The following is a 24,154-nucleotide window of genomic DNA, read 5'->3' as shown; positions in this document are numbered from 1 at the left end:
TTATTTTACAACTTATAAAAACTGCTTATGATCATTTACGGAAATAAAGCCACCAAAACAGGGCACCAGAGTTTATTCAATTCAAAATGCAGCCATTGTGGTACCAAAGGTTCCCTGGAGATGTACACTTTCAGCCGCTACTTCCATATTTTCTGGATACCATGTTTCCCTTACAGAAAAGAAGCCGTAACACAATGCAATCATTGTAAACAGGTGTTGAAGAAAAAAGAATTTACGGCAGATTTGCTGAGCGATTACGAGGAGATGAAAGTAAACGCCAAAACACCTTACTGGCAATTTATTGGTTTGGCCTTGTTTCTTCTGTTGATAATAACAGTTGTAAATTCAATAAGGGAAAATAATAAAAGAGATATGGCCTACCTGGCAGCTCCCCAAAACGGAGACATTTATGAAATTTATACTGCCGGTGAAGGATATACCTTGTATAAAGTGAGTGAAGTAAAAGCCGATTCTGTTTATGTGATCTTCAACAAATACCAGTCGAATAAAAAAAGCGGCTTAAACCAATCCAAAATGACCGAAGCCGGCAGTTTTCTTGAAGAAGATTATCTTCCAATAGCAAAAAAAGATCTGCTGAAAATGAAAGACAAAGGAGAGATTGAAGGCGTACGCAGAAGATAAAACTTATTACACTGCAAAGCTTGTTCCGCAGCCGCAGGTTTTACTGGCATTAGGATTATTGAATGTAAATCCCCTGGAGTTTAAACCTCCCTGCCAGTCTACTTCCATACCCATTAAATAAATACCATGCGATTTTTCCATGATGCAGGAAATACCTTCCACTTCAAAGTGTTCATCTTTTTCTGTTTTAGTATCAAATCCTAAAACATAGGTCATGCCACTGCATCCCCCACCCTTTACACCAATACGCAATTGTTGTTCGGTATTAAACCCTTCAGCATTCATCAGGCGCTTAATTTCTTCCACTGCAGTTTTTGTAAGGGTTACAGGTGCCGTTATTGTAGTTTCCATTATTACTTGTATTTCCACAAAGGTATAAACAATTTAAAAAAGGGCAACGGCAGTGTTTTTCGAAAGCAGGAAATTTTACGGGGTGGGTCACTCCCTAAGAGTGGCTCACCCTGTAAAATTTCAAATAAGATGCACTACATTATTAAGTAGGTTCCGTATATGTTTTGTATTGCGTGAGCCATCTTTTTGAGGTGACTCACACAATACAAAACCACAGTTGTTTTTACCTTATTTTTGTCTCCTAAAAAAGTATTATGTATTTTCTGGAAGTTACGGCAACAGGTATACAAATTGCAGGCACATTTATGTTCTTTATTGCCATAGCATGGTTACTGGCAGAGTTTAATGGCATGAAAGAGTTATTAAAAGAGCGCCTTGGCTTAAATAATGAAACCATAAAATTAAAATTACAGGCTTACGAAAGGCTGACTTTGTATGCCGAAAGATCAGGCTTAAAAAACCTGGTATCACGTTTACACGCCGAAGATACCAGTGCCAGGCAGATGCAACTGGATTTGCTGCAAACATTAAACAGTGAATACGAATACAATGTGAGTCAGCAGATCTACGTAACACCTGAATTGTGGAAAGCGATTACCAAATTACGTGACCAGAACATTTTTATCATTAACCAGGTTGCTGCAACACTGCCCGCAAATGCATCTGCAAAAGAGCTGAGTAAACTGTTGCTGGAATATTCCATGACGCCCAATGCAGAGATCAACAAAATTGTTTTAGAAGCATTGCAATACGAAGCGCAAAAAATTTTATAGTACTATCCTGGTGTCTAAACGGCTCCGGCTGCCAGGCACCTTTTATAAAGCTGCAATTATCATAAAGGGCTTGCCGGTTATAGCCGTACTGCCCTTGTAAAATATATTTATGACTGATGAAAAGAAAATAATTACAGACTCAGGCATTGAAATAAAACAGGTGTATTCAGCCGGTGATCTTACAGTAAACACCACTGAATTACCTGGTGAATTTCCTTATACACGTGGCGTACAACCCGATATGTACAGGGGTAAACTATGGACCATGCGCCAGTACGCAGGATTTTCCACTGCAGAAGAAAGCAATAAACGCTACCACTATCTATTATCGCAAGGTGTTAGTGGCTTAAGTGTGGCTTTTGATCTGCCCACACAGATTGGTTACGACAGCGATCATCCCTTAGCAGATGGAGAAGTAGGCAAAGTGGGTGTGGCTATTGATAGTTTAGAAGATATGGAAATACTTTTCCGGGGAATAAATTTAGAAGAAGTATCCAGCTCCATGACGATCAACGCCAGCGGTTTTATTTTACTGGCATTGTATGTGGCGTTGGCAAAAAAAACAGGCCGGGATCTAAAAAAAATTACCGGTACCATACAAAACGATATTTTAAAGGAATACGCAGCAAGGGGCACTTATATTTATCCGCCCAAAGCATCCATGCGCATCATCACTGATATTTTTGAATGGTGTGCCAAAGAAGTACCTAAATGGAATACTATTTCTATTTCGGGTTACCATATCAGGGAAGCCGGCAGCACTGCGGTACAGGAAATAGCATTTACGCTCAGCAATGGAAAAGCTTATGTAAAAGCAGCATTGGAAAAAGGACTGGATATCAATGTTTTTGGCAAACGCCTCTCCTTCTTTTTTAATGCCCATAATAATTTGTTTGAAGAAGTGGCCAAGTTCAGGGCAGCAAGAAGAATGTGGGCAACAATCATGAAGGATTTGGGTGCAACAGACCCTAAAGCCATGATGCTGCGCTTTCACACACAAACCGGGGGCAGTACCTTAACCGCACAGCAACCACAAAACAACATCAGCCGTGTAACTATACAAACCATTGCGGCGGTATTGGGCGGCACACAATCCTTACATACTAACGGTTACGACGAGGCGCTGAGCTTACCTACAGAAGAAGCGGCAAGAATTGCCTTGCGAACGCAACAGGTAGTGGCTTTTGAAAGCGGCGTACCTGATACGGTTGACCCGCTTGCGGGAAGTTATTTTGTAGAATCGCTGACCAATGAAGTAGAAGCTGCTGCACTGCAGTTGATAGAAAAGATAGATGCCATGGGCGGCAGTGTTGCGGCCATTGAAGAAGGCTTTATGCAAAATGAAATCGCAAAGAGTGCTTATGAATACCAGCGCAATATTGAAAGCGGTGCAAAAATAATTGTGGGCGTAAATAAATTCCAGGTAGAGGAGAAAAATACTACGCCTGTTTTCAGGATTGACGAAAGCATACAAAAAATACAGACCGATAAACTAAAAGCTTTAAGAACAAAAAGAGACAACACAAAAGCCGCTGCCAGTTTAAAAACAATACATAAAAAAGCAGTGAACGGAGAAAACCTGATGCCTGCAGTAGTAGAAGCTGTTGAAAACTATTGTACATTGGGAGAGATTGCCGATACATTGAGAAATGTATTTGGTGAATATAAATAACACAGAAGCCGGGTTTCAGACACCTGACTTCTCTACAAAAAAACTATTGGTAATGATCAAACTAAAACTACCTGCTTCACTCCTTCTGTTATTTTGTTGTGCTTCAATTAAAGCGCAAGACATTTCTAAAACTATCGATGCCAAAGCTTTGGCTATTCAGACTAAATTAGTGGAATGGCGCAGGCATCTGCATGAACATCCAGAACTGGGTAACCGGGAAGTGAACACTGCAGCTTACATAATTGAGCAATTGAAAGACCTTGGACTGGACATACAAACCGGCATTGCAAAGACCGGCGTTGTGGCTATTTTAAAAGGCGGTAAACCGGGGCCTGTTATTGCATTAAGGGCAGACATTGACGGGTTGCCTGTAAAAGAAAGAGTGAATATTCCCTTTGCATCAAAAGACAGTACAGAATATATGGGGCAAAAAGTTCCCGTGATGCATGCCTGCGGCCATGATGCACACACAGCTATGCTTATAGGTACAGCAAGGATTTTATCATCAATGAAAAAAGATATTGCCGGCACCATAAAATTTATTTTTCAGCCTGCAGAAGAAGGCCCTCCGGGAACTGAAGAGGGTGGCGCAGGCTTAATGGTTAAAGAAGGTGTGATGGATAATCCCAAAGTGGATGTGGTATTCGGAATGCATATTGAATCGTGGATACCTGCAGGTGATATTCAATATAAATCAGGTTCCTTTATGGCCTCTGCAGATCTGTTTACAATTAAGGTTAAAGGCAAATCATCACATGGTTCGCAACCCTGGTTAGGCGTTGACCCTATTGCCATTTCTGCACAGATCATTGAAGGCATGCAGAATATTGTAAGCCGCCAGATGGATCTTACCAAAGCTCCGGTAGTAATTACTGTTGCTAAATTTAACAGCGGCGTACGTTTTAATATTATTCCTGAAGAAGCATTAATGGAAGGCACTTTACGCACACTGGACAGTAAGATGCAGGTTGATGTACAGCAAAGAATGAAATTCACGGCTGCAAAAATTGCCGAAGCTTCCGGTGCAACTGCCGAAGTAAATTTTTATCCCAAAACATTAGTTACTTACAACACGCCCGAACTGGTTGAAAAAATGGTTCCCTCTTTACAGGCTGCTGCAGGCAAAGCTAATGTGCGGCCAATGGAATGGGTTACCGGTGCCGAGGATTTTAGTTATTTTGGTACCAAGGCACCTGCTTTCTTTTTCTACATTGGCGGCATGCCAAGAGGTAATGATGCCAGGAATGCGCCGCCACATCATACGCCCGATTTTATGATCGACGACAGCCAGTTATTTGTTGGTGTAAAAACTTTTTGCCAGCTGGTATTTGATTATCCTAAAACACTGAAGAATTAATAATAAACAATGAAAATCAATATGGTTATTATGAGAAAGTTATTACTGATACTTGTTGCATGTAATTGCTGCACCGCATTTGCCCAAAACAAAATGACACCCGAACTGCTCTGGAAATTAGGCAGGGTTTCGGGCCTGGGTATTTCTAAAGATGGAAAATATATTTTGTACTCCGTCTCCACCCCTAATGCTGAAGAAAATAAGAGTACCCGGAAAACTTACATGATACCCGTTGCCGGTGGTGATGCCATTATTGTAACCAATGCAGATAGTTTACTGAATAACGAAAAAATTTCTGCCGACGGCAAATACATGATCAGTGATGCTGAACAAAAAGTAAAAGCAATTACCGGTGCAGATAATTATCCTGAATTAAAAAAATCGAACGTTTACATTTTTGATAACCTGGATTATCGTCATTGGGATACTTATGAAGATGGAAAATTCAGTCATGTAATGATAGCACCAATGGTAAATGGCAAACCCGGGGAAGCAAAAGACCTGATGCCGGGCGAACCTTATGATTGCCCGCAAAAACCTTTTGGCGGCGATGAAGATTATGTATGGAATCCCAACGGAAAAGAAATAGTGTATTGTACCAAAAAAGAATATGGTACTGCTTATGCTATCAGCACCAATACCGACCTGTATGCTTTTAATATTGAAACCGGCAAAACAAAAAATCTTACCGAAGGTATGCCCGGCTATGATATCAATCCTTCTTTCAATCAAAAAGGAGAGCTTGCATGGCTGAGTATGAAACGAGCCGGGTACGAAGCAGACAAGCAGGACATCATCGTATCTAATGGTGTTACTAAAATGAATCTTACTGCACAAAGAGACGACATTCATGTGGAAGGTTATAAATGGAGTGCCGATGGCAGAAAATTATTCTTCTGGGCACCAATAGATGGCACGTTGCAATTATTTGAAGTAAGCTATCCCGGCCTTACTAAAATGATGCCTGTCATTCGCCAGATCACAAAAGGTGATTTTGACGTTACCGGCATTGTTGGGCAAAGTGGCAACACTTTAATTGTTTCCAGAACGGATATGAATCATGCAGCCGAGTTATATTCTGTTGATATTGATAAAGGCAACATGAAACAACTGACACATGTTAATGATGCTACTTATGCAACATTAAGTATGGGCAAAACTGAAAGGCGCATGATAAAAACCACCGATGGAAAAGATATGCTGGTATGGGTGATCTACCCTCCTGATTTTGATCCTGCTGAAAAATACCCCACACTACTATATTGCCAGGGCGGGCCACAATCTGCACTAACACAATTCTATTCCTTCCGCTGGAATTTTCAACTGATGGCAGCAAACGGATATATTGTTGTGGCACCTAACCGCAGGGGAATGCCGGGCCATGGCACTAAATGGAACGAACAGATCAGCAAAGACTGGGGCGGCCAGGTAATGAATGATTACCTGAGCGCTATTGATGGTGTGAGTAAAGAAAAATTTGTAGATAAAAATCGTTTGGGTTGTGTTGGTGCAAGCTATGGAGGCTATTCTGTATTTTATTTAGCCGGCATTCATAATAAACGTTTTAAGAGTTTCATCGCACATGATGGTGTTTTTGATTTCAGAAGCATGTATGGCACTACAGACGAAATGTGGTTTGAGAACTGGGATAAAGGTGGCGCATACTGGGATAAGAATAATGCAGCGGCGCAAAAAAGTTATACTCAATTCAATCCCAGCGACCTGGTTGCTAAATGGAATACGCCTATACTGATTTACCAGGGTGGTAAAGATTACCGTGTACCGATTGAACAGGGACAACAGGCTTTCCAGGCGGCACAATTGAGAGGTATAAAAAGCAAGTTCATTTTATTGCCCGACCAAAACCACTGGGTACTAACGGCACAGGATGCACTGGTTTGGCAGCATGAATTTTATAAATGGCTGGCAGAAACGCTGAAGTAACAGAATTCATAATACGACCAACTGATCTCATTAAATTTTAATCAGTTTTTAATACGGGGCCATAGTTGCCCCGTATTTGTTATAAAAGAAAAAACAAATAATACCATTCATCCCAAAAATTTTTTAGCCGCATTGATTTAGAATATTTTCGTTCAAAGGAAAACTACTAAAACTATTATGCATTCGGCTACACCTGTACTGTTAAATTATATTCATAAAACAGCAATCGCAATCGGCCTGGTTTTTATTATTTCATCCGCCCGGGCTCAAAGTTCTATAAAAGGAAAGATCCTCTACGCAAAGGATGGTAAACCTGCTGCATATGCATCGGTAAAGTTGATCAGCCGCTCCAATGGAACCGTATCAGACACCGCAGGTAATTTTTCTTTACCGGTACGTAATTATAAACCGGCAGATACCATACTGATCACTTCGGTAGGTTACGAAAATTTAAAATTACCGGTGCAACAAGCTATACGATTACATGAATTCAAATTACTGGAATCTCAAAAAGTATTGGAGTCGGTGGTGATACGTTCCTTTAGCAAAGAAGAAGTTGCAGGTGCTAAAAACGAAACTGTCGGGTATTACAGAAGCTGGAATACAGATAATACCGGCGGAGAAATAGGCCGTACTTTTTTGCCCAATCATAAGGAATACCAGGTAGCGAAAGTAAGATTTAAAGTATACAATACTTACGATACCTGCCTGATACGTATCCATATAAGAGAAGTTAATAATTTTGGCGAGCCGGGCAAAGAACTGTTACAGGATTCTGTTGCACAGGTACTCAGCAGATCTTCCTTAGCCGATAAAGCATACGAATTTGATCTTAATAAGTACAATGTGATACTTGATAAGAAGAATATTTTTGTAAGCTTTGAAGTACTTAAAGGAGGGCAAACAGATAATACTTCCAGGTCTCTATCCTTTATAGGTTCCGAAGAAGGAAGCTATTTATATAAATCCGGAGAAAAGGATTCCTGGCATTCTTCTGATGCTTATACCATTTACATGAAGCTGTTGTTGAAGTACGATGATTAATGATAATTATCAGTGCGCAAAATCCACTTCAAAATTTCCTTTTATCCTTTCCATTGATGGATTAAAATAACCGAATTTTAGATCAGGAAATTCTTCTCTTATTAATTCCATCATTTGTTTTACGCCCATGCACTCACCCGTTTCGGTTACACCTATTTTTCCTAAATACCAGTCAGGATCAATATTAAAGTTGCGCCATTGTATCATGCACAGATCAGTTTCCTTAATCAGTTTGCGTAAGGCTTCATATTCTTCAATACTGTCCGTCATGCCCGGAAAAACAAAATAGTTGATACTCGTCCAGGCGCCATAACTGCGGGCCACTTTTAAACTCTCTATCAGATCTTCAAACACATAATTGTTAGGGCGGTAATAAGGCGTATAGATTTTTTCACGGGCAGAGTTGGTACTCACACGAATACTGTTCAACCCGGCTTCACACAAGGCTTTGATGGCGTCGGGTTTGCTGCCGTTGGTGTTGATATTGATGCTGCCTTTTTGTGTATGCTTTCTTATTTCTATAATTGATTCCCTTATTGTTTCCCACATTAATAAAGGTTCGCCTTCGCAGCCCTGGCCAAAACTCACCAGGGGAAATGGTGCAGTTTCCAAATGCGGTACTGTAAACTCTGTAATTTCTTCTGCTGTAGGTTTAAAGGTCAGTCGGTCCTGCGTACTTACGATAGTTTCATCCTGTGGCTGAAAACTGATGCAGCCAATGCAGTTGGCATTACATGCCGGGGAAGTGGGCACCGGGCATTCCCATCTGCCTAAAGAAAAATTTCTTGCCGCAGGACAGGTGTAGGTCATACAGCAATTCTCCATTAAATGTTTTACCAGCCGGTTATGCGGATAGGCTTCCAACAAATTCGCAGCCCCGTCCTGTATCAATTCATCATCATATCCTTCACATTCCTGGCGGATATCTTTTTCAATTCTTACTGCAGGCACATAAAATTTATCATCGTACCAGCCGGCAGCGGTATAACAAAATAAAGGAAGTGTAGGTGCATCCGGTGCGGTTTCGTAAGCGGCCATATATAAGCCGGTATGTGCAGGAGGAATGAATGCCGCCACAGCCCAGCCTTTTTCGCACAGGCGCATCTCCCCTGTTTCCACATCAATACCAATACCCCTGCGGCCCGGCAATTCATACAAATTACCACCGGCGGGCAGTTCAATCCAGTCTTCAGGAGCAATGGGCACTGCATCCCAGCCGCTACGGCCGGTTACATAAAGGGAAGTGTCTTCAAAAATATTGCCTTCACCATCGGAGTAAAGGATGTATCGGGATTCCATTAATTAATAATTGATAATGATATAACGGATAATACTGGTGAGGGAAACTATCCATTATCCACTGACCAATTATCCATTAACTAAATGTTTTTTGCAAAATTCGTCAATTTGACCCAACTCATCAATTTTTAAATTTTCACGCAGGTTAAATTCTATTTTCTGGTTGCGAAGCGTTTCGATAATAATGCTGTGGTATTTGGGAATGATGGTCCTGATCTCATTCCAGCTGATCTCGGCATCTTTAATAAAATTGGGTACGGTAATACCGGTCTGGCTGATATCAACTGCTTCTGACCGCATTACCCTCCACTCCCGGTAAAAAAGAAATAAATAGCCTGCAGTAGCAATTGCATGTACTACGCCATACCAGGTGTGTCCGTCACCAAACAGGGTTATGGAAATACCAAAAAGCGTAAGTACTTCACACAACCTGAAAATAAGATTTAGTTTAGGTGTTTCCACCAATAATGAACCACCAAAAAATACGAGTATAAAAATGTCGGCTGCAATTATCATTTGCGTATAACATAATACCGGGCTGGTATGGTGTACCTGCAGTAAATGTAAAGCATTGATAAAAATAACTGATGCGGCAATAAAGTGAAGCACACGGGCACTGCGTTTTAATAATTCAAAGGCAGGATGTACAATTTGCAGGGAGTATTGGGTTGTTGGCATAACAGTAGGTTTTTTACTGGGATGCAGGAGTTTTAGAATTCCATAAAGAAAGCCCAGGAGTTTAGGAGTTTAGGGTTGAGAGGTTTAGGAGTTTAGCTGGTGGAGGCAAAATTGATTGAATGAGGTTTCATCAATGCCATAACTCTCCGGCATTATTTCCACCTGTACCAGGTGATTATTTTTAAGATCGACAGAGAGCAGATGATCTTTTAAAACTACGTTTTCTACCTCCGCCCAGCTGTATTGCTTTTTAAATAATGACCTGGAAACAATAATACTGCCTGTTGCAAAAACAGCCGTACTTTTCTTTTTTACTACCAGGTAACTAAACACAATCACTGCTATTACAACAATAGCCGGTAACCACGCTGATTGTAATGGCCAGAAGATAGCCATTAACACAAACAGCAGCAGCTGGTAATTATGCAGTTTGAATTTATTTTTAAAAAGGTAGAAAATAGCTGTAAGCAAAAGGAACCCTGTAAAAATTCCGATAGCAAAATATTTTTGCTGCTGGTTATTGGTATTGATGATAATTACTGATGCTGCAATTAAATGGAGAAAGTATAAGAACCAGAAAAAAGAATTGAACGCTTTTTGAGTAGTATCTTTTAAAATGAAAGTAAACTGCTGCATCAATACATAAATTAACTATTCGCTGTCATCAGCATATTGCACAATTTGAATAAACACCTTGCCCCAACATTTTCATCATACTCGCTGTGGCTTACTCCCACTTCTACTAAATCGAAACCAATTAAACTGCGGCCGCTCTGTTTTATTTTTTTAAAGAGATAAAAAACCTGTTCGGTTTCAAAACCACCTTGAACCGGTGTACCCGTATGCGGACAAAGTTTTGGGTCCAGGCCGTCAATATCAAAGCTGATATGCACATTCTGTGGCAGGTGGCTGATGATCTCATCAGTAATAGTCTTCCAGCTTTCTCCTTCGTACTGGCGTTCCTTAATATTCTTATCGAAATAGGTGATTATTCTTTCGCCGCTGCTCACCATATAATCAAACTCTTCATCACAAAAATCCCTCACTCCCACCTGCACCAGTTTTTTTAATTGCGGAATTTCTTCCAGTGCATTGTACATGATGGAGGCATGAGAATATTTAAATCCTTCGTAGCCTTTTCTTAAATCGCAATGGGCATCAATGTGCAGAATACCAAAATCGCCATGCTTTTCGCCAATGGCTTTGTAAAAACCGAATGGAGTGCTATGATCGCCGCCTAAAAGCCCTACCAGTTTTCCCTCGTGCAATAATTCTTTGGTTTGTTCATACACCCAGGTGTTTAAAAAATTACTTCCCTCATTAATTTCTTTAAGGGTTTTGCACATGAACTTATTCTCCGCCACTATCTCGCCCTGGGCAATGTAGTTAATGTATAGCTCGGCTTCTTTACGCAGGTAATCACTCTTCATCAAAACCTTTTTATCGCAAGGCCTTAAGTAGTAGCCCTGCTTCCAGGCATCCCTGTAATCAGGATCAAACAGGTCTACCTGCAGGCTGGCATTTAAAACATGTTCCGGGGCCCTTGCTGTGCCGGCGATATAGCTCACCGTAACTTCCCACGGTACAGGCAGGATCACCAGCTTTGCATCTTCTTCAGGAAAAGGTAAACTGAATATATTATTGTTGGGGTTACCAACAGAATTAGGATCAAACTGAGAGAGGTCGGTCATTGCTAATTTTTAAAAAGGTGTGCAAAGATAGTAGTAGCAGACCAAAGAATTTTAGTTGCTTTAAAAAAGAAATTAGTCTGTTAAATAACATGGACAAGGGTTTTACGGGAATCTTTTATGCAGTGGTTTAAAGGCTGCACCTGACCAAAGTTGGCTAAACCTGTTATAATCAGGCCTAAACCTGCTTAAAATCACTTAATAATAACGATAGCAGAAGCGTTTTTGTTTTACCTTTGCCAATAAATTTAGAACTATGAAAAAAACGCATATTTTCATACTGGTTGGAATTGCAGTTGCCATTGTAGCATTAATTGTTTTTGGCTTCCCTTCTTCTGATTTTTCAACCTATGATACCATCAGTTCGGCAAAGGCCAAACAAGGCAAGTATGTTCATTTAATTGCCAAACTGGATAAGTCCCAGCCCATTCAATACGACCCTATTAAAGACCCTAACTATTTAAGTTTTAGTATTGTAGATAGCCTGGGTTCTCAAACAAAAGTAGTTTACCACGATAGCAAACCTACGGAACTGGAACAGAGTGAGAGAGTGGTGTTACAGGGCAAAATGCAGGGTGATGTTTTTGAGTGCAAGAGTATTACTTTAAAATGCCCCAGCAAGTATAAAGACGATAAGAAGCAACTTGAAAAAACAGTAACCGGCAGCGAGGCGCAAAACACGGCTTATCCTGCAGCAACAAATAATGCTTACCCTGCCAAAGATTCCATAGGAATAAAATAACTTTTTTAGACAAGAGAAAAAACGATTATGAAGTTTGACGGTGAACACTTATTACCAGGACAGATAGGACATTTTTTTGTGATTCTTGCTTTTGTGGCTTCTATTATTGCAACGATCGCTTATTTTAAAGCCAGCTTTGTAAAGGATAGTATCGAAAAACAATCCTGGATACGTTTTGCAAGGATTGCTTTTATTACACAGTTGGTTTCTGCCTTCGTTATCTTCGCTGTTATTTTTTATATCTGCTCTCATCATTATTTTGAATACATGTATGCTTACAAGCATGCTGCCAAAGAATTAGAATCAAAATATTTATTAGCCTGTATCTGGGAAGGCCAGGAAGGTAGTTTTTTGTTATGGACGATATGGCACAGCATTATCGGCCTCTTTATAATCACCAAAAGTAAAAAACCATTGCTGGAAGGCTGGGAAGCCCCGGTAATGACGGTAATAAGTTTTGCCCAGTTTTTCCTGGGTATGATGATACTGGGTATTTACTTTTTTAATGTAAAGATCGGCAACAGCCCTTTTACATTAACCCGTAATGAAATTGATCTGAATGGCCCCGCATTTATTGATATACAAACCGGCTTGCTGAAAAAAGATTACCTGGCATTGATACAGGATGGTGTAGGCTTAAATGTACTACTGCGCAATTACTGGATGGTAATTCACCCTCCGGTTTTGTTTTTAGGTTTTGCATCTACCATTGTTCCTTTTGCATTTGCCTATGCAGGCATACAAACCAAACGCTTTGGCGACTGGGTAAAACCAGCCATCCCTTTTGCACTATTCTGTGCCTGTGTTTTAGGTGTTGGTATTATGATGGGAGGAAAATGGGCCTACGAATCTTTATCTTTTGGTGGCTATTGGGCATGGGACCCTGTAGAAAATGCTTCGCTGGTGCCCTGGTTAATTTTAATTGCAGGATTGCATACTATGGTTATTTATAAAGCCACCGGGCAATCTTTAAGAGCCAGTTATTTATTTGCCATTCTTGCTTTTGCATTTATTTTATATTCCACCTTTTTAACCCGTACAGGTGTGTTGGGCGATACATCAGTGCATGCTTTTACAGATGCAGGCGCAGCAATTAATATTATGCTCATCGTTTTTATGGCTGCATTCACTTTACCGGGCCTGGTATTGTTTTTTAAAAACTATAGCAAAATACCTTCCATAGAAAAAGAAGAAAGAACAGACTCCAGGGAATTCTGGATGTTTATTGGTTCCATAGTTTTCTTTTTATCTGCCATATTCATCAGCGGCAAAACATCTGTGCCTGTTTTTAATAAAATATTCGGCACCAGGATAGCGCCCCCTGAAGATGTTGAATTTTCCTATAACAAAGTAATGGTGCTGGTGGCTTTTATCATTGGTATTTTAACCGCCATCTCTCAATATTTTAAATACAAGAACACTCCTGCCGCCTATATTTTAAAAAAGATTGCCGTGCCTACATTACTGGCTGCCTTAGTTACTGCAGCAATGGCCATCTTCTATCCTATTACCTATTATAAACAAGGAGCAGGATTTTTAGGGGCTATTTACATAGCATTGTTTGCAGCTATTTACGCTGTATTTGCCAATGCGTTTTATATATGGTCTGGATTGAATGGTAAATTAAAAGCTGCCGGCGCCTCTGTGGCGCATCTGGGTTTTGCAATTATGTTATTGGGTATGCTGATTGCTTCGGGTAATAAAAAAACCATCAGTGATAATACGGTTACCGGCATTAATATTCCTTTTGGTAAAGAGAGTAAGGAAAACCCTTTGGAAAATCTTACGATGATAAGAGATATTCCAACAAGGATGCTTGACTATAGCGTAACCTACAGCGGCGACTCGGCCGGTAATGAGAACGGAAGGATATTTCACAAACTGATTTTTGTAAAAAAAGATTCCAGCGAAAAATTTGAATTAACACCGGATGTGTACGTAGGCAAAAATGAACTGAAGAGCAGTAACCCCGGCACCAAACGTTATCTTACCAAAGACATTTACACGTATATCTCCAGCATTAACCCCGATGGCAGCAGGAATGATACTGCAAAATTTAAAATCAAAGAACTGGCTGTAGGCGACACCGCTTACTACAATAAAGGATATATGATCCTGAATAAAGTGGTGAGTAATCCTGACAATGAAAGGTTTCATTATAAATCTACTGACGCTGCTTTAATGGCCGATATCACATTGGTGAATAAAGACGGAATGCATTACAAAGGCTATCCCATCATCCAGGTAAATATAAACGGGCAGGATTCATCAGCCATCAATATTGATGATACTGTGTATGCACAGAATTTGTATTTAAAATTTGCCGGTGTTACCAACGACCGTAAAATAAAATTAGGTATCAAGGAATCTGATAAGATCATTGACTTTATCACACTTAAGGCCTATCTCTTTCCCTACATTAATTTAGTTTGGCTGGGGCTTGTAATTATGGCCATTGGTTTAGTGATGAGTATGATCAACAGGGCAAAGCTTACACCACTGTATGCTGTGGCAATATTAGCTTTTGTAATTGTGGCGTTGTCGTATATGTTTTTTGTGGCAGGGGGATAGGAAGTTGCAAGGGAGAAACTAATACTATTCTATACTTTTTTATACAGAATAGTAAGCCATAAAATAACTAGAGGAAGTAATGAACTGCCTTTGCAGCTTTTCCCCTCGTTGCTTCTCCCCTTTTTTACTCACTCGGCTTCAATCCATGCACCGGTAACCACATCGTTTTCCACTTCTACATAAATGTGTTCGTCTAAGGTGGTAGAAACAGAAAGGCCAACATAATCTACATCCACAGGAAAAGTTTTGTGGGTACGTTCTACCAATGCCAGTGTTTGTATCTTTTTAGGATATTGTTCCAGCAAGGGTTTTAAAGCATACAGCATGGTTCTGCCGCTGTTGGCCACATCATCTATCAATACAATTACTTTATCATTAAAATCCATTGCAGCACTTAAAGTAACAGCTGCAGGATGTTTTTTATCGATACCTAATTCCATCACCAGTACTTCGCCTTTAAAATTAGTTGCCAGGTAATCACGTATTTTTTTAGCGATCACAGTGCCATGGTCTTTAATACCAATTAATACCAGTTGGGGTTCATTATAATTGCGTTCGGCAATTTCCAAAGCCATACGGCGTAACTTCTTTTCCGCTACTGTGGCATTTAATATATATTTCTTGTCGCTCATATTATTTGTACTAATCAGGATAAAATTACACGAATTACAGCAATTATTTGTTTCCCAAAATACAGTAAAAAACATTCCTCAAATTCGATTTCGTATAACTTGTGGAATTCTTTTCATTTACTAATAAAAATGCCGTCACGAAATTCGTGTAATTAGTGCAATTCGTTTAATTTGTGTACAAACATTGCTTATGCATATTTTCTTTCAAATAGTTTTTGTTGCCTGTGCAGGCTTTGCCAGTTGGTTATTTGCAAAAAACATCATGCAGATACGCCGTAATATTTTATTGGGCAAAGATGAAGACCTTTCTGATAACAAACCACTTCGTTGGAGAAACCTGGTATTGCTGGCCCTGGGGCAAAAAAAGATGTTTAAAAATCCATTGGTGGCAGTAATGCACCTGGTGATCTATGCCGGCTTTATCATCATTAATATTGAAGTGCTGGAAATTATCCTGGATGGTATTCTTGGTACACATCGTTTGTTCTTTCCATTCCTGGGCGGCTTTTATACCTTCCTCATTAATTTTTTTGAAATACTGGCGGCAGGTGTATTACTGGTTTGTATTATTTTTTTAGTAAGAAGAAATATCATCAAACTAAAACGCTTTATCAGTAAAGACCTGAACGGCTGGCCACGCAGTGATGCCAATTATATTTTACTGACCGAAATTATTTTGATGACGCTTTTCGTTACCATGAATGGCGCAGACAGGGCTTTGCAATTATCCGGCAGCGAACATTATCACGATACCGGTAATTTTATTTTTTCCGGCATGATCGCTCCTCTCTTTAATGGTGTAAGCGAAAGCAGTTTAATTATAATTGAAAGAAGTTGCTGGTGGCTGCACATCATTGGTATTTTAGCTTTCTTAAATTATTTGCCTTACAGTAAACACCTGCATATTATGCTGGCATTCCCTAATGCCTATTATGCAAGGCTGAATGTACAAGGCAAAATACACAATATGCAAAATGTACAGAATGAAGTAAAGTACATGATGCAACCCGAGCTTGCGCCGGCCGGGGAAGCAGCACCGCAAAAGTTTGGTGCTAAAGATATTTTTGACCTGAGCTGGAAAAATTTACTGGATGCTTATAGTTGTACTGAATGTGGCAGATGCAGTGCCGCTTGTCCAGCTAACCAAACAGGCAAATTATTAAGCCCGAGAAAAATAATGATGAGTACCCGTGACCGCCTGGAAGCGGTTGGAAAAAACATCAACGCCAATGGCGAATACAAAGATGACGGCAAACAATTACTGAACGATTATATTACCGTGGAAGAATTGCGTGCCTGCACCACCTGTAATGCCTGTGTGGAAGAATGCCCTGTTTCCATTTCTCCTTTAGATATCATTATTGAACTGCGCCGCTCTTTAATTATGGAAGACAGTAATGCGCCACAGGAATGGAACGCCATGTTCAGCAATATTGAAAATAATTTTGCCCCCTGGAAATTCAGTCCTGATGACAGGGATAAATGGGTAGAGGAAATGAAATGAGTTTTAAATAAACCCCGCTGCCATGACGATCATTACCTGGAATTGCAATATGGCTTTCAGAAAAAAGGCCGCGGTTATTTTACAGCACCAGCCTGATATTGTAGTGGTACAGGAATGCGAACATCCTGATAAATTAAAATTTACCGATGATTCCATAAAACCAAAAAGTATTTTATGGATCGGTGAAAATAAAAACAAGGGGCTGGGCATATTTTCTTATTCTGATTTTAAATTAAAGCTACACAAAAGCTATAACCCCGATTTAAAACTTATTGCGCCGGTGAGTATTTCCAACGGGCAAACAAAATTCATGCTGTATGCTATCTGGGCCAATAACCCCGGGGATAAAGACGGGCAATATGTAACACAGGTATGGAAAGCTTTAAAACATTATAACAAGCTTATCAGAAAAAAAAACACTATCCTGGCAGGTGATTTTAACAGCAATACCATTTGGGACAAACCCAGGCGTGAAGGCAATCATTCTACTGTTGTACAACATTTGGCAGCAAAAAATATTTATAGTGTGTACCACACCTATTTTTTACAGGAGCAGGGAAAGGAATCACATCCCACCCATTATTTATACCGGCACCAAAACAAACCTTATCACCTGGATTATTGCTTTGTTTCAGGCAATATGCTGAATAATCTGCAATCAGTTGAAGTAGGAGATTATAAATTCTGGAAACAATACAGCGATCATGTACCTGTGATTATTCATTTCTCCGAACCTGAAAATTAAATGCTGCACGCAAATCTGAAATTACAGATTCATTTAGCAGAAGCTGCAGGAGTTTTGTATATTTATAAACCAACACTGCATTAAACACTTTCAAAATGATCTTAAAAGAATTCCTTCCCGATCCGGCATTCAGGGATTTTGTACGGTGGTACAGGATCGTTCATTTTGAATTTGATAAGAAAGCAGCGCTACCTTTTAAAGCTTTTCCGCCCAAACCAGAAGTATGTTTACATTTTTTTTTGCGTGAAGGCGAAGCTATTGCATTATTGAACAGCCCTAAAAAAGACCACCAGTTTCCAATGGTATTAACAGGCCAGCAAACAGGGGTAATGAATCGATATTCCGGCAGAAATTTCCTGAATTTCCAGGTAGTGTTTCAACCAACAGGCTTGCATCTTTTAACAGGTATTCCTGCAGAAGAGCTCACCAATAAATACATTGATGCCACCACTGTTTTACCCGGTAATATCCGTTTTACGTACGATGCATTGCAACATGCAACAGACTATGCTGCAATGTTATTAATTGCAGACAGCTATATTGCTGAGCTTGTTAAAAAACAAAAAAAACAAATGCATCTGCTGGATGCTGTAAGCAAATTAATGTTACGTAACGACAGTAATGGTACGCTCGATTGGCTGGCTAAGGAAAGCTGCCTTTGCACAAAGCAATTCAAAAGAAAATTTAACGAGCGTACAGGTGTGAATCCAAAAACCTATGCCAGGATCGTAAGGTTCACTAAAGCATTCAATACCAAAAATGCGTTCCCCCATTTTGATTGGCTGCGGATCGCATTGGAGTGCGGCTATTTTGATTACCAGCATTTGGTAAAAGACTATAAAGATTTTACAGGATTAACACCGGTTGAATTGCATTTGCTGGAAAATAATTCTCCTGAAAGCAGGCTGGGACTAACGGGTGAATTGTATAAAAACCGTCATCGTATGCAGGCATTATAAAATGTCCCTTTTTTACCACCGCCTGCCATGGTATACGTTTTAGCTTTGTGCAACACAACTAACTTTTATGAAACGTATCATCAGCTTATTCATTTTAATTTTCAGTATGACAACAAACAGTTTTTCACAATCCGCCAGTAAAACATACATCCTTGTTCACGGTGCATGGTATGGTGGCTGGTGCTGGTATAAAGTAGTACCGCTTTTAGAAGCCAAAGGATATCATGTTATAGCCGTTGACCTGCCGGGCTATGGCAATGATACAACAGCTGCCGCAGCTGTTACACTTAATGATTATGTACAAAAAGTTGCAGCAGCGGCCAATACAGTGAAAGATAAGGTAGTACTTGTAGGGCACTCTATGGGTGGTGCCGTTATTTCTCAGACTGCAGAATTATTAGGCCCGGGTAAAGTGGAAAAACTTGTATTCCTGGATGCATTCTTTTTGAGAAACGGCGAATCTATATTTGCGCAGGTAGCCCAGATAAATGAAGCTGGTAAAACCGTCACCGATTTTAAAGTTGAGCATCCGGCATCAGAATACCTTATTTTTTCTGACGATAAGAAGACCGCTTTAATGAATCCACTTATGATCAAAGATGTATTTTGCCACGATTGTGCCGCCGCAGATATTGCACTGGCGCAGGAAAAGCTCCGTTGGCAGCCGGTTGCCTGCCTTGCAACGCCTATAACTGTAACGGATAGCCGTTATGGTGCTATCCCCAAATACTATATCCGTTGCACAAAATCCAGGGACCTGGACAGGAGAAGTATTTTACACAATATGCCCTGTAAGAAGATATATGAACTTCCCAGCAGTCATTCTGTATTCTTTTCAATGCCAGAAAAGCTGGTCGACATTTTAGCCGAGATATATTAACTCCATTTTATTAAATATTGCAGCAGTGAGCCCATGGCCAACTGCTGCAATATTTTTATTGTTTAATAAAAACAGCCGGTTCTTTGCTGCCTTCTTTTAATACTGAAACATAGTACATCCCATTTGCCAGGTTACCGATATTTACCTGCAATTTATTGATACCCCTGGCCATATTTTTTGTTTGTGTTGCAACTAACCGCCCTGTTGCATCAGTGATAATAATATTACAGGATTCATTTTTAGCAGCCACCATCTCTATGGTTACTGAAGTATTGCTAACGGCCGGGTATAATTTTATCTTTGCCTGGTTATCCTTAAATGATACAGAGATGATCGTACTTAATTCTTCGTTACCATTTATCTCAACCATTACCAAACGATACCAGCATTTAGCGGCAGGTTGCCTGTCTGTAAACTGGTACGCTTTTGTACTGCTGCTATTGCCTGCTGCTGCTACGCTTCCTATTGCAGTAAATGCAATGCCATCCAATGATCGCTCCACTATATATTCTTTACTATTAATTTCATCTGCAGATTGCCAGAGCAGCACATTACCATCATGGCTATGTACACCGGTAAAGGAAATAATTTTTATGGGCAGTGGACCTGCAGATGGTAATATTTTTGATGTAGCTATCCATAATTGTGCATGCGACGTAGCCGAATTAGGAACAATATAAGAAAACTGCCCTGCAAACAAATAATCATCATTGCCCCACACCAGGATATCATTTGCCTTGTCTCCCTTTGCATCGCCAAATGTTTTACTCCATATGATATTGCCGTTTGACGGATCTGTTTTTACTAGCCAGGCATCAGATACACCGGCATTGCTTATGATATCTCCATCGGTGCTGCTGGTTTCTCCTGCCGCTAGCAGGTTACCATCCTGTGTAAGTGTGAGCGCATAAAACATATCGTTACCTGTGCCGCCAAAAGTCTTTGCCCATACAATATTAAGGTCTGCATCTGTTTTTACTATCCATCCATCGTAAGCGCCTTTCAGGCCGGTTACATCTCCGTTATTAGCATTTACTCTTGCTGCCATTGCAAATCCGCCAGGTAACACTACCATTCCATTTCCAATATCCTGCCCGGTACTGCCAAAACATTTTTGTTTTATCAACACCCAGCTGGCATCTAATTTTAATACCCATGCATCTGTTGCACCATGATTACCCGTAACATCTCCATTGATACTACCGGTACTTCCTGTAAGCACCCAATTATCATTACCATATTTTTTTACATCAAATACATCGTCTTCGGAACTGCCACCAAAATTTTTGGTACGCATAATAGTACCCGTAGCAGAAATCTGTATCATCCAGATATCCCTGCCGCCTTTTCCGCCAACAAGGTCCTTATTATTGCCATTAGAGTAGCATCCTAAAACATAACTGCCATCGGCCATAAGTGTAATTGACCGGCCACCATCTAATAATGTGGTACCGTAATTCTGGTGCCATTCTAAATTTCCGTTGGCATCATATTTTGCTACTACAATATCTTCTCCTCCTTTATTGTTGGTGATATTACCATCTGTACTACCGCTGCGACCTGTTGCAATTGCACCGCCATCGGGCGTTGCTTTTACATCAAAAAATTCATCGGGATTGGTGCCGCCAAAACATTTCTGCCATACTATATTGCCAAACTTATTATACTTTACTATCCATGCATCGGGGGATAAAATATCAGGCCCGGGATATTGCATTACAAAATCGCCGGTGCGGCTGCGGATAAAACCGGCAGCAAACATATTGCCATCTGTACTGCTGTCTACTGCGTTGGCATATTCAGTATCGGTGCCACCGATTTTGGTTTGCCAGCTAACGGGTGATTGTGCAAAAACATGTACGCTGATCGCTACGCACAAAAGAGTAAATATTTTTTTCATAATTTAGTTGATTGAGTTTTTAAGAAATGATACGGCTATTTTTAATTGTAGTGCAAATATTTATTGCCAGGTGCTTTAAAAATGTACAGACTGCAATGAATTGTAGTTTAGCTTTAATGAATTGCACAATAATTTAAAAAATTGAAAAAAAGGACCGGTAATAGTCACTCTCCTACCTTTAACTACTGATAATTACTTTACCTATGCAGCAACTTTTATCCCATATAAAAAATTACGCTCCCTTAAGTGAAGCAGCACAAAATGCGCTGGAAGATTGTTTTGAAAAGATCACTTTATCAAAAAATGAATTCCTGCTTACACAGGGCCAGGTGTGCAGGCATTTGTATTTTGTAGAAAAAGGTGCATTACGAGGATTTTATAATTCAGATGGTAAAGAAGTTACGCATTGGTTTGGTTTTGAAAATGACTTTGTCACTTCTTTTCACAGTTTTATTACACGAGAACCTGCTGTAGAAAATATCCAGTTATTAGAGGGCAGTATTTTATGGTGCATTGCAAAAGAAACATTAACTGCATTATTTAACGAGTATCACGAAATTGAAAGATTAATGCGGATTGCTTACGAAAAATATTATATCCGGCTGGAGGAGCGTTTTGTAAATGCCCAGTTTAAAACTGCCGGTGAACGCTACGAAAATTTACTTTTGCAAACGCCGCATATTATAGAAAGAGTGCCGTTAGGCTATATCGCTTCCTACCTCGGCATCAGCCAGGAAACACTGAGCAGGATACGGAGCAGGTTTTAGGTTTTGCCACGGATAAACACGGATGATTTTCCCGCAGTTTAAAGGCCTTATGCCCTTTCGTGAATTTCCGGTAAATCTATTTTGTACTATTAAACCGTATAATCCCTGGTACGCTTTTTAACATTTACTATTCTGCTTTTTGACAATTGTCAAAAATTACCACAACCAATGCTGATAGTTTTGTTGCATAAAAAAAATCATTATGGAACAAAAACAAATTCAACCTCCGTCGGCAGCTTTTATAGCGGCATCATGGCTGGCCTTATGTATTGGTATAATTGCATTCAATACCGGCTTATGGAACGCCGGTATGCAGCTGAATGAAAAAGGCTATTACTTTACCGTATTAATGTTTGGTTTATTTGCTGCCATCTCGGTGCAGAAAGCGGTACGTGACCAACTGGAAGGCATACCCGTAACCAACCTGTATTATGGCATAGCCTGGTTCTCTACCCTGCTTTCTATTGTATTACTCACTGTAGGTTTATGGAATGCCGACCTGGAGAAAAGTGAAAAAGGATTTTATGCAATGTCTTTTGTATTGAGTTTGTTTGCAGCAATTGCAGTACAAAAAAACACCCGGGATATGAAAGCATCCAAATCCTCAGAACTATTGTAATAAATCAGCTATAAAACAAAAAAGCTGTTTCATATTTTGAAACAGCTTTTTAAATATCCTATACCGTAATTATTCATCAAAGTATTCAACGCCTTCTGCATTAACATAACCCATCTTTCCGGTTGCAGCAGTTTTTACCAGTAAATAGTTACTGCCTCTGATGGACCTTACCTCGCTGTATTTTGGAGCAATGAATTTTTTATCCAGGTAATAGTACCCCCTGGTATTGTCTGCCCCGGTTAGCACAAAGCCACGGTTCTCATCATATACAATATCAGAAAAATTAGCATTGATAATATCCTGTTGATTGGCATCTTTTAATTTAGTCATGCCATCTTTCGATTCAATAAAATACGCAGTACCTGTTCTTGGAACAATGTACGATAGCTTAGCCTGTTCCACCGGTATAAAAGCTGTACCATTGCCACTAAACATGCCATGCAGATTATTTTTTGATGCCAGCAAAAACGTAATTCCGTTTACCTCAATTTTTTTTAGGGAATCATATTCAAATGGCACCAACACATCAAAAGTATTATTGATCAGACCATAGCGATTGTTTTTTAAACCAATGTAATAAGTGTGCTCATCTCCTGGTAATTTGTAATCGTCGGTTATCTTATCATATACACCGGTATTTGCACCAAGGCTATATTCCTTCTGCCGGGTAATAGTAACCAATTCTTCATTGTTACCCGGCCTGTTTTCATTAATGGCAGGGCATTTAGACATTACCAATCCTCTTGTATCAATACACACTTCGGCCCCGTTTGGTTTTAACGAAGCACCTGCAAATAATACCGTGTCTTTATTTTTAATAAGCTTACCCCCGGCAGTATGTTTTCCTTTATCATCAAAGTAGCCATAGGTAAATGGCTTAGCCGAATAGAACTTAAAGGGTATCACCAGTTTACCCGTCTTGTTAATATAACCATACTTGTTGCCCTTTTTAACAACTGCATACCCTGCAACAAACCAGTTGGTTTCGTTATAAATGGGTTTGATGGCAATACTTTTGTCGGGATTGGCGTACCCCCACAGATCGCCATGACGGTATGGTATTAAAGAGGGATCGAATTGCTGTGAAAAGGCTGTAAAAGTTGCGGCAGTAAAAATGGCCGCAAAAAAGAATCGTAGTTTCATAATACTTGTTTTTTAACTAGTAGGCAAAATCCTCTCCAAAGTAACAACAAACGGTAAAAAAACGCAATTGTATAATGATCAATAGTTTTTAAAGATTTTCGAATTTAAATAAATCATTGTTTAAAATCAATGCAATCGGTTGTATAAAGCTTAAAGCCCTGCATAATATTTATTCATTTCATTAGAATAAAACGAATTACAAAATAATCGATGTTTGTTAAACAGAGTTTAATTTATAATTTCA

At 39.7% G+C, this 24,154-nt stretch carries 22 protein-coding genes; 14 read left to right on the top strand and 8 right to left on the bottom strand.

The window, feature by feature from the left end; genetic code table 11:
• Positions 1-27: 27 nt before the first annotated feature.
• Positions 28-642, top strand: a complete 615-nt coding sequence (locus ACYVM0_RS01865) for a zinc ribbon domain-containing protein (RefSeq protein WP_460551606.1) — start codon at positions 28-30, stop codon at positions 640-642.
• A gap of 6 nt (positions 643-648) precedes the next feature.
• Here ACYVM0_RS01865 and ACYVM0_RS01860 read toward each other — a convergent pair whose 3' ends face one another.
• Positions 649-993, bottom strand: a complete 345-nt coding sequence (locus tag ACYVM0_RS01860) for a HesB/IscA family protein (protein WP_460551603.1) — start codon at positions 991-993, stop codon at positions 649-651.
• A 254-nt stretch (positions 994-1,247) separates the two neighbouring features.
• Between ACYVM0_RS01860 and ACYVM0_RS01855 the strand changes: the two genes are divergently transcribed.
• The 5 genes from ACYVM0_RS01855 to ACYVM0_RS01835 all read left to right on the top strand — a co-directional run bounded on the left by ACYVM0_RS01855 (position 1,248) and on the right by ACYVM0_RS01835 (position 7,783).
• Positions 1,248-1,766, top strand: a complete 519-nt coding sequence (locus ACYVM0_RS01855) for a DUF7935 family protein (protein WP_460551600.1) — start codon at positions 1,248-1,250, stop codon at positions 1,764-1,766.
• A gap of 109 nt (positions 1,767-1,875) precedes the next feature.
• The gene (locus ACYVM0_RS01850) at positions 1,876-3,438 is read left to right on the top strand and encodes an acyl-CoA mutase large subunit family protein (protein WP_460551597.1); all 1,563 of its coding nucleotides are present in this window, start codon (positions 1,876-1,878) and stop codon (positions 3,436-3,438) included.
• Positions 3,439-3,490: 52 nt separating this feature from the next.
• Positions 3,491-4,795, top strand: coding sequence for an amidohydrolase (locus tag ACYVM0_RS01845; protein WP_460551594.1), 1,305 nt, complete (start codon positions 3,491-3,493; stop codon positions 4,793-4,795).
• A gap of 30 nt (positions 4,796-4,825) precedes the next feature.
• Entirely contained in the window at positions 4,826-6,739 is a 1,914-nt protein-coding gene (locus ACYVM0_RS01840) for a S9 family peptidase (protein WP_460551591.1), read from the top strand.
• 177 nt (positions 6,740-6,916) lie between these two features.
• Positions 6,917-7,783, top strand: a complete 867-nt coding sequence (locus tag ACYVM0_RS01835) for a peptidase associated/transthyretin-like domain-containing protein (RefSeq protein WP_460551589.1) — start codon at positions 6,917-6,919, stop codon at positions 7,781-7,783.
• A gap of 9 nt (positions 7,784-7,792) precedes the next feature.
• On the opposite strand, the gene ACYVM0_RS01830 is transcribed toward ACYVM0_RS01835, so the two are convergent.
• From ACYVM0_RS01830 to ACYVM0_RS01815, 4 genes are all read right to left on the bottom strand, one after another.
• Complete coding sequence (locus ACYVM0_RS01830; RefSeq protein WP_460551587.1) at positions 7,793-9,082, bottom strand: radical SAM protein; 1,290 nt, start codon at positions 9,080-9,082, stop codon at positions 7,793-7,795.
• Between the two features lie 69 nt (positions 9,083-9,151).
• Positions 9,152-9,760, bottom strand: a complete 609-nt coding sequence (locus tag ACYVM0_RS01825; RefSeq protein WP_460551585.1) for a hypothetical protein — start codon at positions 9,758-9,760, stop codon at positions 9,152-9,154.
• A gap of 84 nt (positions 9,761-9,844) precedes the next feature.
• Positions 9,845-10,396 carry a hypothetical protein gene (locus ACYVM0_RS01820; protein ID WP_460551583.1) on the bottom strand — a complete coding sequence of 184 codons (552 nt, stop codon included), beginning with the start codon at positions 10,394-10,396 and terminating at the stop codon, positions 9,845-9,847.
• Positions 10,397-10,407: 11 nt separating this feature from the next.
• Positions 10,408-11,451: an agmatinase family protein gene (locus ACYVM0_RS01815; RefSeq protein WP_460551581.1), complete on the bottom strand. Its 1,044-nt coding sequence runs from the start codon at positions 11,449-11,451 to the stop codon at positions 10,408-10,410.
• A gap of 253 nt (positions 11,452-11,704) precedes the next feature.
• Between ACYVM0_RS01815 and ACYVM0_RS01810 the strand changes: the two genes are divergently transcribed.
• Both ACYVM0_RS01810 and ccsA read left to right on the top strand, forming a co-directional pair.
• Positions 11,705-12,190, top strand: coding sequence for a cytochrome c maturation protein CcmE domain-containing protein (locus ACYVM0_RS01810; RefSeq protein ID WP_460551579.1), 486 nt, complete (start codon positions 11,705-11,707; stop codon positions 12,188-12,190).
• A 27-nt stretch (positions 12,191-12,217) separates the two neighbouring features.
• The gene (gene ccsA, locus ACYVM0_RS01805) at positions 12,218-14,761 is read left to right on the top strand and encodes a heme lyase CcmF/NrfE family subunit (RefSeq protein WP_460551576.1); all 2,544 of its coding nucleotides are present in this window, start codon (positions 12,218-12,220) and stop codon (positions 14,759-14,761) included.
• 128 nt (positions 14,762-14,889) lie between these two features.
• On the opposite strand, the gene ACYVM0_RS01800 is transcribed toward ccsA, so the two are convergent.
• Positions 14,890-15,393, bottom strand: a complete 504-nt coding sequence (locus ACYVM0_RS01800) for a phosphoribosyltransferase family protein (protein ID WP_460551573.1) — start codon at positions 15,391-15,393, stop codon at positions 14,890-14,892.
• Positions 15,394-15,583: 190 nt separating this feature from the next.
• Here ACYVM0_RS01800 and ACYVM0_RS01795 point away from each other — a divergent pair, with 190 nt between their 5' ends.
• The 4 genes from ACYVM0_RS01795 to ACYVM0_RS01780 all read left to right on the top strand — a co-directional run bounded on the left by ACYVM0_RS01795 (position 15,584) and on the right by ACYVM0_RS01780 (position 19,481).
• A complete protein-coding gene (locus ACYVM0_RS01795; protein WP_460551570.1) occupies positions 15,584-16,897 on the top strand; it encodes a 4Fe-4S dicluster domain-containing protein in 1,314 nt (437 codons plus the stop codon).
• Positions 16,898-16,919: 22 nt separating this feature from the next.
• On the top strand, positions 16,920-17,642 hold the full coding sequence (locus tag ACYVM0_RS01790) for an exonuclease/endonuclease/phosphatase family protein (protein WP_460551567.1): 723 nt from the start codon (positions 16,920-16,922) through the stop codon (positions 17,640-17,642).
• A gap of 95 nt (positions 17,643-17,737) precedes the next feature.
• The gene (locus ACYVM0_RS01785) at positions 17,738-18,601 is read left to right on the top strand and encodes a helix-turn-helix domain-containing protein (protein WP_460551564.1); all 864 of its coding nucleotides are present in this window, start codon (positions 17,738-17,740) and stop codon (positions 18,599-18,601) included.
• A 67-nt stretch (positions 18,602-18,668) separates the two neighbouring features.
• Positions 18,669-19,481 carry an alpha/beta hydrolase gene (locus tag ACYVM0_RS01780; RefSeq protein ID WP_460551561.1) on the top strand — a complete coding sequence of 271 codons (813 nt, stop codon included), beginning with the start codon at positions 18,669-18,671 and terminating at the stop codon, positions 19,479-19,481.
• A gap of 55 nt (positions 19,482-19,536) precedes the next feature.
• On the opposite strand, the gene ACYVM0_RS01775 is transcribed toward ACYVM0_RS01780, so the two are convergent.
• Complete coding sequence (locus ACYVM0_RS01775; RefSeq protein ID WP_460551558.1) at positions 19,537-21,381, bottom strand: T9SS type A sorting domain-containing protein; 1,845 nt, start codon at positions 21,379-21,381, stop codon at positions 19,537-19,539.
• A gap of 203 nt (positions 21,382-21,584) precedes the next feature.
• Between ACYVM0_RS01775 and ACYVM0_RS01770 the strand changes: the two genes are divergently transcribed.
• Positions 21,585-22,148 (top strand): Crp/Fnr family transcriptional regulator, encoded by a 564-nt coding sequence (locus tag ACYVM0_RS01770; RefSeq protein WP_460551555.1) that lies wholly within the window; start codon positions 21,585-21,587, stop codon positions 22,146-22,148.
• Positions 22,149-22,350: 202 nt separating this feature from the next.
• Complete coding sequence (gene yiaA, locus ACYVM0_RS01765) at positions 22,351-22,767, top strand: YiaA/YiaB family protein (protein WP_460551552.1); 417 nt, start codon at positions 22,351-22,353, stop codon at positions 22,765-22,767.
• A gap of 69 nt (positions 22,768-22,836) precedes the next feature.
• Here yiaA and ACYVM0_RS01760 read toward each other — a convergent pair whose 3' ends face one another.
• Positions 22,837-23,910, bottom strand: coding sequence for a WG repeat-containing protein (locus tag ACYVM0_RS01760; RefSeq protein ID WP_460551550.1), 1,074 nt, complete (start codon positions 23,908-23,910; stop codon positions 22,837-22,839).
• Positions 23,911-24,154 lie beyond the last annotated feature (244 nt).

It is taken from the genome of Ferruginibacter profundus, from assembly GCF_054783275.1.
The sequence above is the reverse complement of the archived record's forward strand: the minus strand, read 5'-3'. Positions and strand labels throughout refer to the sequence as shown.

Coding starts and splice junctions, on each gene's coding strand:
- ACYVM0_RS01845 (WP_460551594.1), top strand. CDS start 3,491: ATGATCAAACTAAAACTACCTGCTTCACTCCTTCTGTTATTTTGTTGT.
- ACYVM0_RS01810 (WP_460551579.1), top strand. CDS start 11,705: ATGAAAAAAACGCATATTTTCATACTGGTTGGAATTGCAGTTGCCATT.
- ACYVM0_RS01835 (WP_460551589.1), top strand. CDS start 6,917: ATGCATTCGGCTACACCTGTACTGTTAAATTATATTCATAAAACAGCA.
- ACYVM0_RS01820 (WP_460551583.1), bottom strand. CDS start 10,396: ATGCAGCAGTTTACTTTCATTTTAAAAGATACTACTCAAAAAGCGTTC.
- yiaA (WP_460551552.1), top strand. CDS start 22,351: ATGGAACAAAAACAAATTCAACCTCCGTCGGCAGCTTTTATAGCGGCA.
- ACYVM0_RS01825 (WP_460551585.1), bottom strand. CDS start 9,760: ATGCCAACAACCCAATACTCCCTGCAAATTGTACATCCTGCCTTTGAA.
- ACYVM0_RS01855 (WP_460551600.1), top strand. CDS start 1,248: ATGTATTTTCTGGAAGTTACGGCAACAGGTATACAAATTGCAGGCACA.
- ACYVM0_RS01760 (WP_460551550.1), bottom strand. CDS start 23,910: ATGAAACTACGATTCTTTTTTGCGGCCATTTTTACTGCCGCAACTTTT.
- ACYVM0_RS01815 (WP_460551581.1), bottom strand. CDS start 11,451: ATGACCGACCTCTCTCAGTTTGATCCTAATTCTGTTGGTAACCCCAAC.
- ACYVM0_RS01840 (WP_460551591.1), top strand. CDS start 4,826: ATGAGAAAGTTATTACTGATACTTGTTGCATGTAATTGCTGCACCGCA.
- ACYVM0_RS01850 (WP_460551597.1), top strand. CDS start 1,876: ATGACTGATGAAAAGAAAATAATTACAGACTCAGGCATTGAAATAAAA.
- ccsA (WP_460551576.1), top strand. CDS start 12,218: ATGAAGTTTGACGGTGAACACTTATTACCAGGACAGATAGGACATTTT.
- ACYVM0_RS01775 (WP_460551558.1), bottom strand. CDS start 21,381: ATGAAAAAAATATTTACTCTTTTGTGCGTAGCGATCAGCGTACATGTT.
- ACYVM0_RS01780 (WP_460551561.1), top strand. CDS start 18,669: ATGAAACGTATCATCAGCTTATTCATTTTAATTTTCAGTATGACAACA.
- ACYVM0_RS01770 (WP_460551555.1), top strand. CDS start 21,585: ATGCAGCAACTTTTATCCCATATAAAAAATTACGCTCCCTTAAGTGAA.
- ACYVM0_RS01830 (WP_460551587.1), bottom strand. CDS start 9,082: ATGGAATCCCGATACATCCTTTACTCCGATGGTGAAGGCAATATTTTT.
- ACYVM0_RS01800 (WP_460551573.1), bottom strand. CDS start 15,393: ATGAGCGACAAGAAATATATATTAAATGCCACAGTAGCGGAAAAGAAG.
- ACYVM0_RS01795 (WP_460551570.1), top strand. CDS start 15,584: ATGCATATTTTCTTTCAAATAGTTTTTGTTGCCTGTGCAGGCTTTGCC.
- ACYVM0_RS01860 (WP_460551603.1), bottom strand. CDS start 993: ATGGAAACTACAATAACGGCACCTGTAACCCTTACAAAAACTGCAGTG.
- ACYVM0_RS01790 (WP_460551567.1), top strand. CDS start 16,920: ATGACGATCATTACCTGGAATTGCAATATGGCTTTCAGAAAAAAGGCC.
- ACYVM0_RS01865 (WP_460551606.1), top strand. CDS start 28: ATGATCATTTACGGAAATAAAGCCACCAAAACAGGGCACCAGAGTTTA.
- ACYVM0_RS01785 (WP_460551564.1), top strand. CDS start 17,738: ATGATCTTAAAAGAATTCCTTCCCGATCCGGCATTCAGGGATTTTGTA.